Raw genomic sequence first — 16,234 nt, 5'->3', positions numbered from 1 at the left:
GAGAGCATGGACATGAACCTGGTGGGCCTCCTGCTCGAGCTGAAGCCGCTGATGGCGGATCCCGAGGCCAACTTCGAGCGCATCACCGAGCTGCTCGAGCGTCACCAGGGCCTGGCCGAGTACGAGGTGGCGCGCTTCTACGTGAGCCGCCAGTGGCTGGAGCCGGTGGGGCGCATGCTGCGCAGCGTCGATCCGCGCGAGCGGCTCCAGGGCACCCGGCAAATTCCCCTGATCTTCGCGCGCACCACGGCCGCGGGGCAGCTCCGGCGGTTGGTGAAGGACTCGGATCGGCGGGTGTCCGGAGCCGCGCGAGGGGCGGTGCACAAGCTGGGGCTGACGGACGTCTCGCCGCCGGATCGCCGCTTCAAGCCCCCGCGCGTTCCGCGCCCCATGGCCCCCGGCGGCTGGAACCCGACCGGCTGGAACTTCGGCCTCCACGGCGGAAAGGCCAAGAAGCAGCCGCCCACCACGGGCAAGCTGCCGAAGCTGGCCCTGCGCAGGGATGTGGCGGAGCTGGTGGGCGTGAAGGGGTCCGAGCTGGACGCGCTGATGCGCCCGGGCACGGAGGCGGGCTCGGGCTACGTGGAGTTCGAGATCCCCAAGCGCTCGGGGGGAGTGCGCCGCATCTCCGCGCCGCGCGCCCAGCTCAAGCAGGTGCAGCGAGCCATCCTGGAGAAGATCCTCGCGAACATGCCCGCGCACCCGGCGGCGCACGGCTTCGTGAAGGGGCGCTCCACGGTGAGCAACGCCGAGCCGCACACGGGCGCCAACGTGGTGGTGCGCGTGGATCTGGAGAACTTCTTCCCCACGGTGCACTACCGGCGAGTGCTCGGGTTGTTCCAGGCCCACGGCTACGGCTTCGAGGTGGCCAGCGCGCTGGCGGGGCTGACCACGCACCGCCCGAAGCTGCCGGACGGGACGGTGGTGTGGCCGGGCGCGCTGCCGCAGGGAGCGCCCACGTCTCCGGCGATCGCCAACCTGGTGTGCCGGCGGATGGACGCGCGGCTCACGGCGCTGGCGAAGAAGCACGGAGCCACCTACACGCGCTACGCGGATGACCTGTCCTTCTCGTTCAAGGCTCCGCCCGAGAAGACGGGCCGCTTCCTCTGGTGGGTGAACGCCATCCTCCAGCAGGAGGGCTTCGCCGAGAACCACCCGAAGCGCCGGGTGATGCGCAAGGCGAACCGGCAGCGGGTGACGGGGCTGACGGTGAACCAGCAGGTCTCCATTCCGCGCGCCGATCGCCGCCGGTTCAAGGCCATCCTGGCCAACTGCCGCAAGCACGGCGTGGCCTCGCAGACGCGAGGCCGCAAGGACTTCGAGAGCTGGCTGCGAGGCTATGCGGCCTACGTGAAGATGGTGCACCCGGAGCTGGGCGCGCGCTGGCAGCGCGAGGTGAAGGAGCTGCTCGGAGGATGAGGCCCCCGGGTCGAGATCATTCGACTCACTCCAGGTGGAACTCCTTTCTCAGTCGAACCGCCTCTTCCTGAGTGAAAACGGCCACCTCCTTGGAGGACAAGACCTTCGCAAGCAGCCGCCCGGCTCTCTTGGCGTCCCCCAGGGGACCCAGGCATAGCTTTGCAATTTCGAGCATTGCATCGTCTAGGCCCAGAGCTACGGCTTTCTCAAACCAGCGCAGAGCCAGTTTGATGCGCCCTTCGTCCCGGTAGACACAACCAGCATTCGAGGCGGCGGCGGCATCCCCTCGTTTTGCCGCACGCCTGTACCAATACAGGGCTCGTTCCCTCGATTGGCGCACACCCATCCCATGAGCCAGATGATTCCCCAAGGTGACTTGTGCACTCAGGTTTCCGGCTCTTGCCGCCCTCAACAGCAATGGCACAGCCTCCCTGTTCTTGCCTGCATCGGCCAGCTCAATGGCTTGAATAACAAGCGAGTCCAGGGGCCAGGGGTTCCGCTGCTTGCCGTTACGTTTCATGGCTTGTTCTTTGCGTCCCACCACTCCTGCCACCCAGGGGGTGCTGCTCTAGGGTTCCACTTGCCAGTGTGCGGATCCTCCTCCAGAATCCACCCCTTCCGGGTAGGATGCGGTCTCGTATGTTTGAAGGGATTGTTTGTCCCATCCGGCTTGGCTGTCTTTCCGCGCTCGCCCTTCCCACCACCGCCGGGTACCCCAGCAGAATCAACCTGATGATCGTAGTTCGGGTCGTCGAGCGTTGAATTGCACTCCTCCGGCGAGAGAGGCTGGCGGCGTCCATCTGGGAGCTCTGCTGGACAATAGCAGGTCGCCAGATCATTCGGATCGCGACAGGTCATCGCAACGCATGGCGGCTTGCTCTGGCATTCGGCAGACTTCCTCTGGAGGGTCTGCTTGGCGGGGACGACGGCGCATCCGGTAAGCAGCCAACAGACGATAAAGACAGCCCAAGGAGGAGCGGCCTGTGGCCTGAGCCTGTGCGCAACGCCAGCACTCATGGGTATCTCCCGCGCTGTTCACCCTCACGGATGAGCCGAGGGCGGGGGAGAAGTAGAGCCCAGGACCGGCAGGAAGTCCATGACCTCCAAGGGATGCCTGATAGGAGTGGTTGTCAGCCGGCTCGACTCCTGTCGTCATGGGCCCGCATCAGCCCCCGGCATCAGGAGCCGCCCGAGTGAACGCCGTTCAGACGCTGACCCAGAAGTCGCTGGCCGAGTACCTCCTCCACGTCGCGGTCATCCGGCCCGTGTTCATCTGGGGTCCACCGGGCATCGGCAAGTCCTCCATCGTCCAGCAGTTCGCCAAGCAGGTGGGGTTGCCCTGCGTGTCGCTGCTGGGCAGCCAGCTGGCGCCCGAGGATCTCATCGGCGTGCCGCAGATCGTCAACGGCAAGAGCCGCTTCTGCCCGCCGACGATGATCGCCCGCGACGAGCCCTACTGCCTGTTCCTGGACGAGCTGAACGCCTGCTCGCACGAGGTGCAGAAGGCCTTCTACAGCCTCATCCACGAGCGGCGCATCGGCGAGTATGAGCTGCCCTCGGGCTCGATCGTGATCGGCGCGGGCAACCGCGCGCAGGACAGCGCGATCGTCAAGCCCATGTCCTCGGCGCTCATCAACCGGATGATCCACGTGCAGCTCCAGGCCTCGCACAAGGACTGGCTGGAGTGGGCCCAGCAGAGCGAGGTGCATCCGACGGTGCTCGACTACATCCGCCTGCGCCCGGACCACCTCTGGAGCATGCCGCCCAAGCACGAGGAGCCCTTCTCCACGCCGCGCTCGTGGCACATGCTCAGCGATGCCCTCAAGGAGTACGGCGAGGACGTGCCGGACGCCACGCTGGAGGTGCTGGCCTACGGGTGCCTGTCTCCCGTGCACGCCGGGCAGTTCAAGGCCTTCGTGAAGCAGGCGCGCAGCAAGTACCGGCTCAACGCCATCCTGCGCGGCGAGATGGGCTGGCCCCACGCTCCCGAGGATCGGGACGTGCTCTACTTCCTCTCCCAGTCGCTGCGCGCCCAGCTCATCAAGGAGCTGCCTCGCACGCGGGAGGCGCTCGCCGAGCACCACCGCGAGCTGGCGCACCGGGCCAAGGGGCTGATCAAGAGCCTGGCGGCCATCAGCTTCGAGATGGCGCAGATGATCGTCGCCCGGCAGGACGGCGAGGGGCTGCCGGATTGGCTCCTGCTGGAGATCGTCCGCGATCTGCCTCGCCTGGTGGAGCGCAAGGATGGCGCGTAAGGACGAGAAGAAGCGCGCGGCCGATCCCGCCACCGAGGCCTTCGACAAGGGCGTCGAGAAGGTGCGCGCCCACCCCATCTTCGGGCCGCTGATGTGGCGCGTGTCCATCCAGCGCCGCGAGGGCACGCCGTACCCGCACAACGGCTGGGCGGTGGTGAGCCCGCGCGGAACCATCTACGCGCACCCCAAGCGGCGAGGCTCGGCGGACGAGTGGGCCTATGCCATTGCCCATTGCCTGCTGCACCTGGGGCTCGGGCACTTCAAGAACGTCCCCGAGCCCATCGCCTGGCAGGCGGCGTGTGACTGCTTCGTGGCGCGCTTCATGAAGGATCTCAAGTTCGGCCGCCCGCCGGATGACATGTTGGTGGAGCTGGACTTCGGCTCGAGGAGCGAGGAGCGGCTGTACGAGAGCTTCGTCCGCGAGGGCATTCCTCCCAAGCTGGCCGGCTGTGGGGCCGCGGGCCCGCACTCCTACGACATGATCGACGTCGGGCAGGCCGACGATCGTCCCGAGGACCCCTGGAACTGGGAGCAGACCCTGGCCGAGGGGCTCGTGCAGGCGGTGGACGCGGCGGTGGAGCTGGCCGCGGGGCTGCGGCAGTCGATGAGCTCGCGCGAGCGCGTGCAGACGGAGGCCACGCGGGCGCGCTCGTGGTTCATCTCCAAGTTCCCGCTGCTCGGCTCGCTGGCGGCGCACTTCACGCTCGTGGAGGATCCGCACGTCTGCACGCGGATGCAGATCGCCGTGGCCGCGGTGGATGAGGAGGCGCGGGAGATCTACATCAACCCCGCGGCGGGCCTGTACGAGGCGTCTGCCCGCTTCGTCATCGCGCACGAGCTGCTCCACGTGGGCCTGCGCCACCAGTCCCGCCGCATGGGCCGGGATCCGTACCTGTGGAACGTCGCCTGTGACTACGTGGTGAACGGGTGGCTCGTGGAGATGGGAGTCGGGGAGCTGCCGAAGTTCGGCGTGCTCTACGATCCCCAGCTCAAGGGGATGTCCGCCGAGTCCATCTACGATCTGATCGTCACGGACATGCGCCGCTACCGGAAGCTGGAGACGCTGCGCGGCTACGGGCTCGGAGACATGCTGGAGGGCAACACCCCCGAGTGGTGGATGCACGGCGACGGGGTGTCGCTCGATGCCTTCTACCGGCGCTGCTTGACGCAGGGGCTGGCGCACCATGAGTCGGAGGGCCGGGGGCTGCTGCCCGCGGGGCTGGTGGAGGAGATCCGCGCGTTGGATCAGCCTCCCATCCCCTGGGACGTGGAGCTGGCGCAGTGGTTCGACGAGCACTTCTCCCCGCTGGAGAAGCACCGGACCTATACCCGGCTCAGCCGGCGCCAGTCCTCCACGCCCGATATTCCCCGGCCGCGCTGGGTTCCCAAGGCGGACGCCCAGGAGGGGAGGACCTTCGGCGTGGTGCTGGACACGTCAGGCTCCATGGAGCGCAAGCTGCTCGCCAAGGCGCTGGGGGCCATTGCCAGCTTCAGCATGGCTCGGGACGTGACGCGGGTGCGGCTCGTCTTCTGTGACGCGGTGGCTTACGACGAGGGCTACGTGGCGCCGGAGGTGATCGCCGAGCGGGTACGGGTCCGCGGGCGAGGAGGCACGGTGCTCCAGCCCGGGATCGATCTGCTGGAGAAGGCCGAGGACTTCCCGAAGCATGGGCCGCTGCTCATCATCACGGACGGCGAGTGCGACCGGCTCCAGCTCCGGCGCGAGCACGCCTTCCTGCTCCCCCAGGGGCGGCACCTGCCCTTCGTTCCCAAGGGGAAGGTGTTCCGCATCGTCTGAGCCGCTCAGTACCTGATAGAGCGGGTGGTTCCTTCCTCACCTATGCGGTAGGGTGCGCCCGCGGGCCCGCCCGCCAGCACCAGGAGAGGCGCGATGATGAACCCTGCTCTCAGAGATCCTGACGGCCCCGAGTACGGAGAACTCCTCGGGCCATGGCGTGTCGTCGGTCGCTCGGGCTACGGCACCTATGGCTCTGTGTATCGAGTGGTCCTGGCGGACAGGCCGGAGGCCGGCGAGTACGCGCTGAAGCTCGCTCGCTACGCGGATGATGCACGCTTCGAACGTGAGGCGGAGCTGCTCTCCCGCATCCACCACCCCCACGTGCCCCGCTATCACGGCAAAGGCTCCTGGCGCGGGGCTCAGGGGCAGAGCTATCCCTATGTGGTGATGCAGCTCGTCGAGGGAGTCCCTCTCTACGATTGGGCTCGGCACCGCAGCCTCACCCAGCGCCAGGTGTTCCAGCTGCTCGCCCAGGTGGCACGCGCGCTGGAGGCGACCCACGAGCACGGCGTTCACCGGGACGTAAAGGGGGACAACGTGTTGGTGGACCGACAGGGTAGGGCCATGCTCGTGGACTTCGGCCTGGGCTTCTACTCCGGGGCTCGCCCCATGACGGACACGGTCATTCCCCCGGGCACCGAGCCGTATCGCAGCCCCCAACTCCTTCGCTTCCGGTACCACTACCGGCGGGACACCGCGGCTCACTATGCCTACCGCCCCGAGGACGACGTCTATGCCTTCGGGGTGATGGCCTACCGGCTGGTGACGGGCACCTATCCTCCGCCCGGGACGGACCCAGAGTGCGCGGATGACCCGGAGCGTCCACTTCCTGCGCGCCTGCCGCCTCCCAGCGAGCTGGCCAGCGTGGGGCCGGAGTTGGAAGTGCTCATTCTCCGCATGCTCTCCGAAAAGCCCGGGGCACGAGGTACGGCGGGCGAGCTTGCCCAGGCGATGGAGCAGGCCGCGAGGAGCGCTGGCCGCGCTGCCAACACTCCCATTCGTTCCAGCCCCTCTGCGATTCCCACTGAAGAGGCGACGCACCCGGGTCGTCCTCGGCGGTGGGCGATTCCGGGCTGGGTCCCATGGGCCGGCGTCGTGATGGTGGGGGTGGTGCTGGTGGCGGGAGTCGCGAAGTTGCCTCACGGGGTTGGGACAACCTCGGAGACGTTCCCTGATAGGGAGGAGCAGGTGCGTAAGCCCCCTCCGATGGAAGCTCCTGACGGGGGAGTGGGAGATGTCGCGCTCACTGAGGCTACGGACGTGCCACGGGGAGGAGTTCCCTCTTACGCCATAGGTGTGCGAATGCCCAAGACTCCGTTCCCAGGGCAGCGGAAGCCACCGTGCGAGCGTGGAGAGCGGGCAATCAATGACGGATGTTGGGCCCTCCTGGGTGACGAGGAAGCGCCGTGCAGCCCGAAGCATGTCGAATACGAGGGGCGTTGCTACATGCCTGCCTACGACATGGCTCGCCAGCCCACCTCGGAACCGCCGTAAAGACGTCGACCCAGGCGTCCTGCTTTGTCCCAGGAAAGGTTAGGGTGAGGGAGGAGTGCCTGCTGCGCAGCCCCGGCTCAAGGAGTGCCCGCCATGAAGCGACTGCACCGCCGCGACCTCTTCTGCTGGTCCACCTTCATCGAGAGGCTCGACATCGACTTCAACGGCTTCGCGTGGATCCGCGAGGGCGGAAACGTGCTCGTGGATCCCCTGCCGCTCTCGGAGCACGACCGCAAGCATCTCCGAGAACTGGGCGGGGCCGCCTGGATCGTGCTGACCAACTCGAGTCATGTTCGCGGCGCGAAGGAGATCGCAGCGGAGTTTGGCGCTCACATCGCCGGTCCTGCAGCAGAGAGGGAAGGGTTCCCCATCCCTTGTGAGCGCTGGCTGAAAGAAGGAGACGAGTTTCTCCCGGGACTCCGGATCCACGAACTGGATGGCTCGAAGACTCCGGGCGAGCTGGCCCTCGTGTTGGAGGACACGACGCTCATCTCAGGTGACCTGCTGCGCTCGCACCGGGCGGGGGAGCTGATGCTGCTGAAGCCAGAGCAGGGGATGAAGGATCAAGCCCGGGCGGCGGCCTCTCTCCGGCGGCTGCTCGCCTACGAGCGCCTGCAGGCCCTGCTCCTGGGAGACGGTTGGTGCGTGTTCCGCGATGGACGGAAGATGCTGGAGGAGTTTCTCTCCACCCTGGGGACGTGAACCGCAGTGCCGACGCCGCTGCGTCTGAACTTCAGCGCGCGGCTTCCGAGGCCAGGAAGCGCACGAGCCACTCCGCCGCGTCTTTCGTCGCCTCCTTCCAGTCCTGGGGCCGCATCATGTGTGAGGACTCGGGGAACTCGCGGTAGCGCAGCCGCTCGGGGGCCTGGGCATAGAAGGGCTCCAGCCTCGCGTGGAATTCCCGCGCCTGCCGTGGAGGCACCACCTCGTCTCTGCCCGCGGTCTGGCTGAAGAGGGCCACGGGGAAGAACCGCTCGGGCCGTTCGTGGGGGCTCCCCGCGCGGCCCAGCTCAGGGGAGGCGATGAGCGGCACCGCCACTCGCAGTCGTCGCTCCTCGGCCAGGGCCGCGTAGGTGATGAAGCCGCCCATCGAGGCTCCGCCGATTCCCATCCGCCGTGGAGTGGCCCCGTGCTCCTGGACCAGCGCGTCGAGCAGGGCTGGCACCTCGCGCGCGGTGGCCTGGACCACGCCCGCGAACTCCTCATCCACTCGGGGATTGTCGTCGGCGAAGCGTATGGAGAAATCCGGATAGCGCCGCTCGCCGTGCCCCACGGCATCGACTCCCACCGCGAAGAGGCCGTGCTCCGCGAAGAGGTTCAGCTCTCGCTCGTGGACCTCCTTGGAGCCGTTCAGGCCATGGAAGAAGAGCACCGTGCCTCGTTCGAGCGCCTCCTCGCGCGAGCCTTGATGGACAGTCAGGGCCGGTGCTCCCGCGAGGGACAGCCGCGATGTGTGAAGGTTCATCGAACACTCCCAGAGTCCCCAGCTTGGGGAGCCTATTCCGCGAGCAGATGCGTCCAGAAGGCCACGAGCTTCCAGGTATCGCTGAAGTGGGCGCTCCGGTCGACCTCCGCGTGGGTGATGAGCGGCGTGGCCAGGAGATCCACCTTCGTATGGGGACGCAGCGCCTGCGCCAGCAGAGAGGCCTCCATGGCCGGGATGACCGTGTCATCCGCTCCATGCAGCAGATAGACGGGCGCTGAGGGGGGCGGGGAGCGCTCCGGCGAGAGCGAAGGATCCGCGGCGAAAGCTCGGACCTGGGGCAGCAACAGCGGCCCGAGCGCGGCCACATCCCGCGTGTTCACGTACTTCATCAGCGTGGAGGCGGGCTCGGGCAACTGGCCTTGCATCCTCCGGGCCTCCTCGAACTTCTCCTCCGCCCGCTTCGCATCGCTCAAGGTGAGGTGCGAGGCCCGCAGGAACGTGCGGATGGCCGCGCGCAGGGGCTCCACCTGCTCCGCGGGAACGAGCCGGTCGGCCACGTTGAGCAGGATGACGACCACGCCGTAGTCGTGAGGCTTCATCGCTCTCCCGTCTGGAAGAACACCGGTGCACAGGAAGGAGAGCACTCGCGAGAGCTCTCCATGGCCTCCCAGCGAGAGGGTGGCGGCCACCTTGTTCCTCAACCCGGGCCGGCCCGCGGCGACGATGGAGAGCCCTCCCGAGAAGCTGATGCCGAACAGGCTGACCTTCCCATCCGGAGCCAACTCCTTCTGCGCCGAGAGCCACGTGGCCGCGTCCTCGATCATGTCCGGGAGGCGTGGGGTGATCTCGTAGCGGAGCAGATCCGGCGGCTCGGGGGTGAGGACCACCTGGCCTCCGGTAGCGAGATCCTTCGCCAGCTTCACCAACCGAGGCTCATCAATCCCGTCGGCATGCACCCCAGAGGTCAGCACCACCGGATGGCCTCGGGCCTCCCGGGGGCGGTAGAGCCGAGCGCGCAGAGGCCCGTAGCGAGAAGGGACCTGAAGCTCCGACACCTCGAACGGCACGGTTCGCCACTGCGCCAGGGTTTGGGCCCAGCCCTCCTGCAGGCCCGCGGCGCGGACCACCAGCGCCGCTCCGCGCAGCCAGGCCGGGCCCACGAAGAGGGCCGCCATCAGGCCCACCCCCAGGCACCCCAGGATCAGGATTCGGAGTCCGCGCCGCATGAGGCGGGCCTCAGGCGAACTTGTAGCCCTTGGGCACCACGACGATGCCGTTGTCGGTGACGGTGAAGCCGCGCGCCTTGTCCTGCTCCAGATCGTGGCCGATCTTCGTGCTGGCGGGCACGCGCACGCCCTTGTCGATGATGGCGTTCTTGATCTGGGCGTGCCGGCCGATGTCCACCTCGTCGAAGATCACCGAGCGCAGCACCTCCGAGTACGAGTTCACGCGCACCCACCGGAAGAGGATGCTCTCGCGCACCACGCCGCCGGAGATGATGCAGCCGCCCGCTATCAGCGAGTTGAGCGCCCGGCCCACGCGATCCCCGGACTCGTGGACGAACTTCGCCGGCGGGCTGTACTCGTTCGCCGTGCGCAGCGGCCACTGCGGGTTGTACAAGTCGAACTCCGGGTTCACCGAGACCAGATCCATCGAGGCCTCGTGGTACGCCTGCAGCGTCCCCACGTCCCGCCAGTAGGTGTTGGGCGTGCTCCGGCCGGGGATGGGGTTGCGCGTGAAGTCGTACGTCTGGATGTGGTAGCCGTCCTTCAGCGCTCGCGGGAGGATGTTCTTGCCGAAGTCGTGCTGCGAGTCCGTCTCCTTCGCGTCGATCTCCAGCAAGTCCTGCAGCACCTGGCGGCGGAAGATGTAGTTGCCCATGCTGGCCAGCGCCATGGTGGGCCGGTCCGGCATGGGCTTGGGCTCCTTCGGCTTCTCCTGGAACTCCGTCACCCGGCCGCGCTCGTCCACCTGCATGATCCCGAAGCGGTTGCCCTCGGCCAGTGGCACGGGGTACGCGGCGATGGTGATGTCCGCCCGCTGGGACTCGTGCAGCTCCTGCATGTGGGCGACGTTCATCTTGTAGATGTGATCGCCCGAGAAGATGGCCACGTGCTCCGCCGTGTGGTTCTCCATCAGGTGCAGGTTCTGGTAGATGGCGTCCGCCGTGCCTCGGTACCAGACGGGCCCCAGCTCCTCGAAGCGGTACATCTGCGCCGGCACCAGCGTGATGAAGTAGTCCGAGAGGAACGTGCCGAAGCGCCAGCCCCGCTGGATGTGCTCGGTGAGCGACTGCGCCTTGAACTGCGTCAGCACGTAGATGGAGTAGATCCCCGAGTTGATGAAGTTGTTCAGCGCGAAGTCGATGATGCGGAACTTCGAGCCGAACGGCACCGCGGGCTTGGAGCGTCTCGACGTGAGCGGTGCGAGCCGGGTTCCCTGACCCCCGGCGAGGATCATTCCGAGAATGCGCTGGGCCAAGTGTCGATCTCCCGTTGCGGCGTGGGGGCGCCCTTGAAGCGCGCCTGCTCCCCGGAGGATTGACGAGATGGGACCTCGCTTCAACTAAACGGACGACAACAAGGAGGCCACCAGCCTCTCCAACTCTTCGGCCTTGAACGGCTTGTTGAGCACGGGGTTGGTCAGCTTCGCCACGAAGTCCAGCGAGGTCGGCGTATAGGCACCTCCCGTCATGAAGATGACGCGGCGGGCCAACTCCGGAGAGTGCTGGGAGAGCGCTTCATGGAACTGTCTCCCCGTCACCTCCGCCATCATGAGATCGCAGAGGATGACGTCGTAGGGCTTTCCCTCGTGGATCCACGACAAGGCCTCGCGCGCGCTGGGGGTGTAGGCGACTTCGTGGGCGCGTCCCAGGAGCAGTTGGAGGGTCGCCCCGAACCGGTGCTCGTCATCCACGATGAGGATCCGTCCGCGCTGAGGCGTGATCGCCGGTGCCTGGGGGACCGGGAGAGGCGCTGGGGGCAGCGGCGGGGCCACCGGAAGCCGGATGGAGAGGATGCTTCCCCGGTCGGGCGGGTTCTCCGCGGTGAGGCTCCCTCCCAGCTGCGAGACCAGGTTGTGGATGATGGAGAACCCCAGCCCTGGACCCTTCTCCACATCCTTGGTGGCAGGATCGAAGAGGTGCTCGAGGACGCTCACGGGCATGCCCCCACCCGTGTCCTGGATCTGCACCAGCACGGTCTGTTCCAAGGCCCGGATGGAGAGGTGGATCTTCTTGCTGTCGGCGGTCCCCTCGGGGATGGCCTGCGCCGCGTTCACCAGCAAGTGGAGGAAGACCTGCGCCAGCAAGGCTTTGTCGGCGATGACCTCGGGCACCTCCACGTAGTCCCGCACGAGATGGGCGCGGTGGCGGATCTCCGGCATGGCCAGCTTCACGGACAGCTCCAGCACCTGCTGGACATTGACGCGGCCGGATTGCGTGGCGCCCGGACGGACGAAGGTGCTCAGGTTCTTGACGATCTCCTGGATCCGCTCGGCGCCGTTCTGGGCCTCGGCCAGGGCGTGGAGTGCCTGCTCCGCCAGGGCGGGAGGCACCGTCTGCAGCGCCTGCGTGGCGATGGTGAGGTTGCCCATGAGGAAGGCCAGCGGGTTGTTGATCTCATGGGCGATGCTGGCCGCCATCGTACCGACAGTCGCCAGCCGCTCGACGAGCCCCACGCGCAGCTGCATCTGCCGCAGCTCGAGCTGGTGGCGCCGCAGCTCGTGCACCAGGTGCCGCAGCTCGTCGGAGGCCCCAGGGTTGGCTTCAATGGCTTGCAGAGCCTGTGTGAGATCCGGCTCCGTCATCCTCGCTTGGTTTTTCATGTCCCCCCCTCCTCGCGAGGCATTACAGCCCATCCGGCCAAGGAATCCAACCGCGATTGCAACTCTTCCGGGGAATGTAATTTATTCGGGGCCTGGACTGCCAAAGCAGCCAGAGCGCTCAACCTGCCACGAGCAGGGAGCGCGCGGCCTCGGGCGACAGATAGCTCTTGCTCTTCACGGCCAGCCGGAGCGTGTCGAGCCGGGGCATCCGCTCCTGACGGAGCATAGCAAGTGTAAGTGCGTTGTGACAGTAGACGCTCACGAGCCGGGGCATGCCCCCGCTGCGCAGGTACAGGATCTGCCGGGAGGCGGCGTCGAGCGTGAAGCCAGCCACGCCGCCAATGCACCGCATCCGGAAGTCGATGTACTCCATCATCTCTTGCTGGGTCATGGCCCGCAGGGCCACGGGAGGCCCGCCCTCGAGCAGGCTCGCGGGCGCCTGGTTTTGAGCAAGCTTCTCCGGGAGCGTCTCCTCGCCCACCAGCACGAGCGCGAACCTGCGCCGCGTCGTGGCCTGGAGGATCTGCCCCAGCTCGGCGAGCAGCTCCCGATCATTCGGGTCCACTCCGTCCACGACGATGGCGGCCGTGGCCTCCGGCCGGTCCGGGAGCACATGCGCCAGGAAGGTCTCGGTGAGGAAGCGCTGGCTGGAGCTCGGGTTGGCCTGGACGCCCACCTGCCTGCAGAGCGCCAGGAAGAGCTTCGAGCCGAGGAGGAGCTGGGGCTCGATGGAGAAGACGGACGTGCCCGGGAGCTTGTGCTGCAGCATCTCGCACAGGAAGGTCCGGCCGCTGCCTGGCGGGCCCACCAGGATGTTGAGCCGCTGGCCTTGCTCCACCCGCGAGGCGAGCGCGAACAGCGCGGGGCCATAGGGGCCTCCGTCCCAGAAGGAGGCCGGCTGGCGGATGTCACTGAAGGGGTAGCCCTTGAGGGCGAAGTACCGGTGATAGCTCTGGTTGCCGAGCACGTCGATCGCCTGGCTCGAGCTGTCCAGCATCGAGGGCGACGACCAGGCCGCGCGGTTGGAGATGCTATTGCCCTCGCGCCAGCTCGTCTGCGAGGCGGAGAGCGAGCGCGCGGCGGGATTGGAGCGCGGGCCCGTGCCGGGGCCCTCGAAGGAGCCCGTCAGCGGCGCGGGGCTCACCATCAGCGGCGCCGAGCCCATGGCGCGAGCCTGGTTGCGCCAGAGCATCAGGAGCTCATCGAGCCGCTCGACGAGCTCCGCGGCCGTGGGCCGATCCTGGGGCTGCTTGGCCATGCAGCGCTTGAGCAGCTCCGCGAAGGCGGGATCCAGATCCGGCACGAGCGCGCGCGCATCCGGCACCGGGCTGTGGCAGTGCGCCTGCATGGAGCCATAGAAGTCATTGGCCGCGAAGGGCCGGTGCCCCGTGACCAGGTGATAGAAGGTGCAGCCCAGGCTGTAGAGATCAGCGGCCGGGGTGGGCGCGGTTCCGGTCCACTGCTCCGGCCCCATGTAGAAGGGCGTCCCCTCGATCTGCGCCGAGGCCTGGCCGATGGTGCCGCTGGCATCCACCTGGGCCGCCAGGCCGAAGTCCGTGATCTTCAGCACGCCCGCGGAGGTGAGCAGCAGGTTGGCCGGTTTGATGTCCCGGTGGCAGATCCCCATGGAAGCGGCGAGCCGGAGCGCATCGGCCGCCTCGCGCATCTTCTCGAAGGCGAAGGGCACCGGCAGCCGGCCCCCGTACTGCTTGGCCACGTGCCTCGTCGAGGCGCCCTCGATGTACTCCATGGCGATGAAGCGGTGGCGGGTGGTCTCTCCGATCTGGAAGACCTGGACGACGTTGGGGTGGATGAGCCGGGCCGCGGCGCGAGCCTCTCGGAGGAAGCGCTCCTGCAGCTCGTGGTCGGCCTCATCCGAGCCCTTGGTGAGCAGCTTCAGGGCCACCTCGCGCCGCAGCATGTTGTCGCGCGCGAGATAGACCATTCCCATGGCGCCCGCGCCGAGCACGCGGACGATCTCGAAGGCGCCAATACGTTGTCCCGTCGGATCCATTCAGCGGCTTTCCCGGCGGCGGATTATTTCTGACGCTCGGAGCCGCGGCCACGACCCCATAGGTAACCCACCGCGAGCGCTGCCAGGGTGAAGATGGGAGCCGCCAGCCTGGGCAGATCCGTCAGGGCCAGTGAGGACGCCGCCTGCCCGAGCGGCCCGAGCGCGACGACGGTGCTGACCGAGACGAGCACGCACAGGGCGACGAGCAGCACCGGGGAGACCGAGGCGCGAGCAGGAGCGGGCGGCTCGGGCGGAGGAGTCCGGACCGGGGCGGGCTTGGGCGCGGGGGGCTCTGGGGCCGCGGCCCGCATCGCCAGGGCGCTCAGGGCCGCGTCCGCCTCGAGCTTGATGTTGAGGTGGACGTTGAAGGTCACCTCTTTCGGGACGTTCAGCGGGATGGAGATCGCGGCGGAGGGCGCCGCCGCGGGAGCAGCGACGGCTCGGTTCTCCGGCGGAGCCTCGCTGGGGACGGGAGGCTGGGCGAAGGGCTGGAGGCCCAGCAGCCGGGTCTGGGCCAGCATCGGGTAGGGGATCGTCTGGTCACCGATGGCATGGCCTTCCGCTGGCGGCGAGAACTCCACCTCCGACACATCCAACTCCGGCACGGGGGGCTCAAAGGGCACCGGGGCGGGAGCGCTCACCGGAGGCTTCGACACCGGGCTCGAGGCCGCGGCCTTCTTCATGACGCCGGCGACGACACCGTAGACCTCCTTCCAGGCGGCTTCGGTCTCCGGAGTGAAGGAGTCGCCGAGGCCCTCGCGAAGGGTCCACAGGAGGGCTTCACCGACCAGGCCGTAGTGGTGCTCCTGCACCATGTAGCCGGCATGGCGCACGCCGAGCTGCTCCAGCACGGGGATGAGGCGCTGGGGATTGGTCAGCCCATCCACGGCGATGCTGAGCGTCTGCATCAGCTTCTTCTTCTGCTGTCCTAGGTCGCTCTTGAACATCGAGCGAAGCGAGGGCTCCAGCTCGAAGAGCCGGTCATAGAAGAGGCTGGCGGCGGCATCCGAGATGGGCATCACCTGAGCCCAGGAGCGCTGCACGAGCTCCACGCTGCGCGGGCTCACCGGGCCTTTGACCGAGGTCGAGCCAGACGGTGCCGCCACCGGGGTGGGCGGTGCCACCGGGGGCGCGGCCGAGCGCGGGGCAGCGACTGCCGGAGAGGGAAGGGGGATGGGAGGAGGAGCGGCGTGTACCGGAGGCGCGGACGGCACCGGAGGCGCGGACGGCACCGGAGGCGCGGACGGCACCGGAGGCGCGGACGCTGTCGGACGTGAGGAGGCCGGCGGCGGCGTGGAGACTTTGCCGGCCGAAGCAGCAGCCTTCTTCATGACGCCAGCGACGGCGCCGTAGACCTCCCGCCATGCGGTCTCGACCTCTGGGGTGAAGGAGTCGCCGAGGCCCTCGCGAAGGGTCCACAGGAGGGCTTCACCGACCAGGCCGTAGTGGTGCTCCTGCACCATGTAGCCGGCATGGCGCACGCCGAGCTGCTCCAGCACGGGGATGAGGCGCTGAGGGTTGTTCAGCCCATCCACGGCGATGCTGAGCGTCTGCATCAGCTTCTTCTTCTGCTGCCCCATGTCGCTCTTGAACATGGAGCGAAGCGAGGGCTCCATTTCGAAGAGCCGGTCATAGAAGAGGCCGGCGGCGGCATCCGAGATGGGCAGCACCTGGGACCAGGTGCGCTGCACGAGCTCCACGCTGCGCGGGCTCACCGGGCCCTTGGGCGCCACCGTGTTGGGTTGGGCCGCGACCGTGTTGGGCGGAGGAGCCGAAGGTGGGCGCTGCGCGGTACCGGCCCCGTACGACACGGTAGTGGAAGGATTGAGGGCGTTGGGAGCCGGAGGGGGCTGCTTGGGGTCGGACATGGGGGCGAATCTCACCCTATGTCCTATGAAATTCAGAGAACCCCTGGGGTGGGCTGTGCAATGGAGGACTGAGGAAAAGGGATCCAGCCGTGACGTACAGTGGGGCCGCCCCGGAAACGCTTCGAGGCGGCCCCT

The 16,234-nt window shown here is 67.7% G+C and carries 12 protein-coding genes; 5 read left to right on the top strand and 7 right to left on the bottom strand.

What is annotated here, in order from left to right; genetic code table 11:
* Positions 1-12 precede the first annotated feature (12 nt).
* A complete protein-coding gene (locus ACJ8AT_RS08255; protein WP_407737088.1) occupies positions 13-1,419 on the top strand; it encodes a reverse transcriptase family protein in 1,407 nt (468 codons plus the stop codon).
* Between the two features lie 25 nt (positions 1,420-1,444).
* On the opposite strand, the gene ACJ8AT_RS08250 is transcribed toward ACJ8AT_RS08255, so the two are convergent.
* The gene (locus ACJ8AT_RS08250; protein WP_407737087.1) at positions 1,445-1,939 is read right to left on the bottom strand and encodes a tetratricopeptide repeat protein; all 495 of its coding nucleotides are present in this window, start codon (positions 1,937-1,939) and stop codon (positions 1,445-1,447) included.
* Between the two features lie 673 nt (positions 1,940-2,612).
* Between ACJ8AT_RS08250 and ACJ8AT_RS08245 the strand changes: the two genes are divergently transcribed.
* The 4 genes from ACJ8AT_RS08245 (at position 2,613) to ACJ8AT_RS08230 (ending at position 7,668) form a co-directional block, all read left to right on the top strand.
* Entirely contained in the window at positions 2,613-3,674 is a 1,062-nt protein-coding gene (locus ACJ8AT_RS08245) for an AAA family ATPase (protein WP_407737086.1), read from the top strand.
* Complete coding sequence (locus ACJ8AT_RS08240) at positions 3,664-5,472, top strand: DUF2201 family putative metallopeptidase (protein ID WP_407737085.1); 1,809 nt, start codon at positions 3,664-3,666, stop codon at positions 5,470-5,472. Before ACJ8AT_RS08245 ends, ACJ8AT_RS08240 begins: the two co-directional genes overlap by 11 nt.
* A gap of 93 nt (positions 5,473-5,565) precedes the next feature.
* Positions 5,566-6,966, top strand: coding sequence for a serine/threonine-protein kinase (locus ACJ8AT_RS08235; RefSeq protein WP_407737084.1), 1,401 nt, complete (start codon positions 5,566-5,568; stop codon positions 6,964-6,966).
* Positions 6,967-7,059: 93 nt separating this feature from the next.
* Positions 7,060-7,668, top strand: a complete 609-nt coding sequence (locus tag ACJ8AT_RS08230; protein ID WP_407737083.1) for an MBL fold metallo-hydrolase — start codon at positions 7,060-7,062, stop codon at positions 7,666-7,668.
* Between the two features lie 31 nt (positions 7,669-7,699).
* Here the strand turns inward: ACJ8AT_RS08230 and ACJ8AT_RS08225 are convergent, their stop codons facing one another.
* From ACJ8AT_RS08225 to ACJ8AT_RS08200, 6 genes are all read right to left on the bottom strand, one after another.
* Positions 7,700-8,431, bottom strand: coding sequence for an alpha/beta hydrolase family protein (locus ACJ8AT_RS08225; protein ID WP_407737082.1), 732 nt, complete (start codon positions 8,429-8,431; stop codon positions 7,700-7,702).
* Positions 8,432-8,463: 32 nt separating this feature from the next.
* Positions 8,464-9,618, bottom strand: a complete 1,155-nt coding sequence (locus ACJ8AT_RS08220) for a hypothetical protein (RefSeq protein WP_407737081.1) — start codon at positions 9,616-9,618, stop codon at positions 8,464-8,466.
* 10 nt (positions 9,619-9,628) lie between these two features.
* A complete protein-coding gene (glgC, locus tag ACJ8AT_RS08215; RefSeq protein ID WP_407737080.1) occupies positions 9,629-10,873 on the bottom strand; it encodes a glucose-1-phosphate adenylyltransferase in 1,245 nt (414 codons plus the stop codon).
* 84 nt (positions 10,874-10,957) lie between these two features.
* Complete coding sequence (locus tag ACJ8AT_RS08210; RefSeq protein WP_407737079.1) at positions 10,958-12,217, bottom strand: ATP-binding protein; 1,260 nt, start codon at positions 12,215-12,217, stop codon at positions 10,958-10,960.
* A 118-nt stretch (positions 12,218-12,335) separates the two neighbouring features.
* On the bottom strand, positions 12,336-14,231 hold the full coding sequence (locus ACJ8AT_RS08205; protein ID WP_407737078.1) for a protein kinase domain-containing protein: 1,896 nt from the start codon (positions 14,229-14,231) through the stop codon (positions 12,336-12,338).
* Positions 14,232-14,254: 23 nt separating this feature from the next.
* Positions 14,255-16,099, bottom strand: coding sequence for a globin family protein (locus ACJ8AT_RS08200; RefSeq protein WP_407737077.1), 1,845 nt, complete (start codon positions 16,097-16,099; stop codon positions 14,255-14,257).
* Positions 16,100-16,234 lie beyond the last annotated feature (135 nt).

This window comes from Hyalangium sp., assembly GCF_045802625.1.
Classification (GTDB): domain Bacteria; phylum Myxococcota; class Myxococcia; order Myxococcales; family Myxococcaceae; genus Hyalangium.
This window is presented reverse-complemented; position numbering and strand designations above follow the sequence as displayed.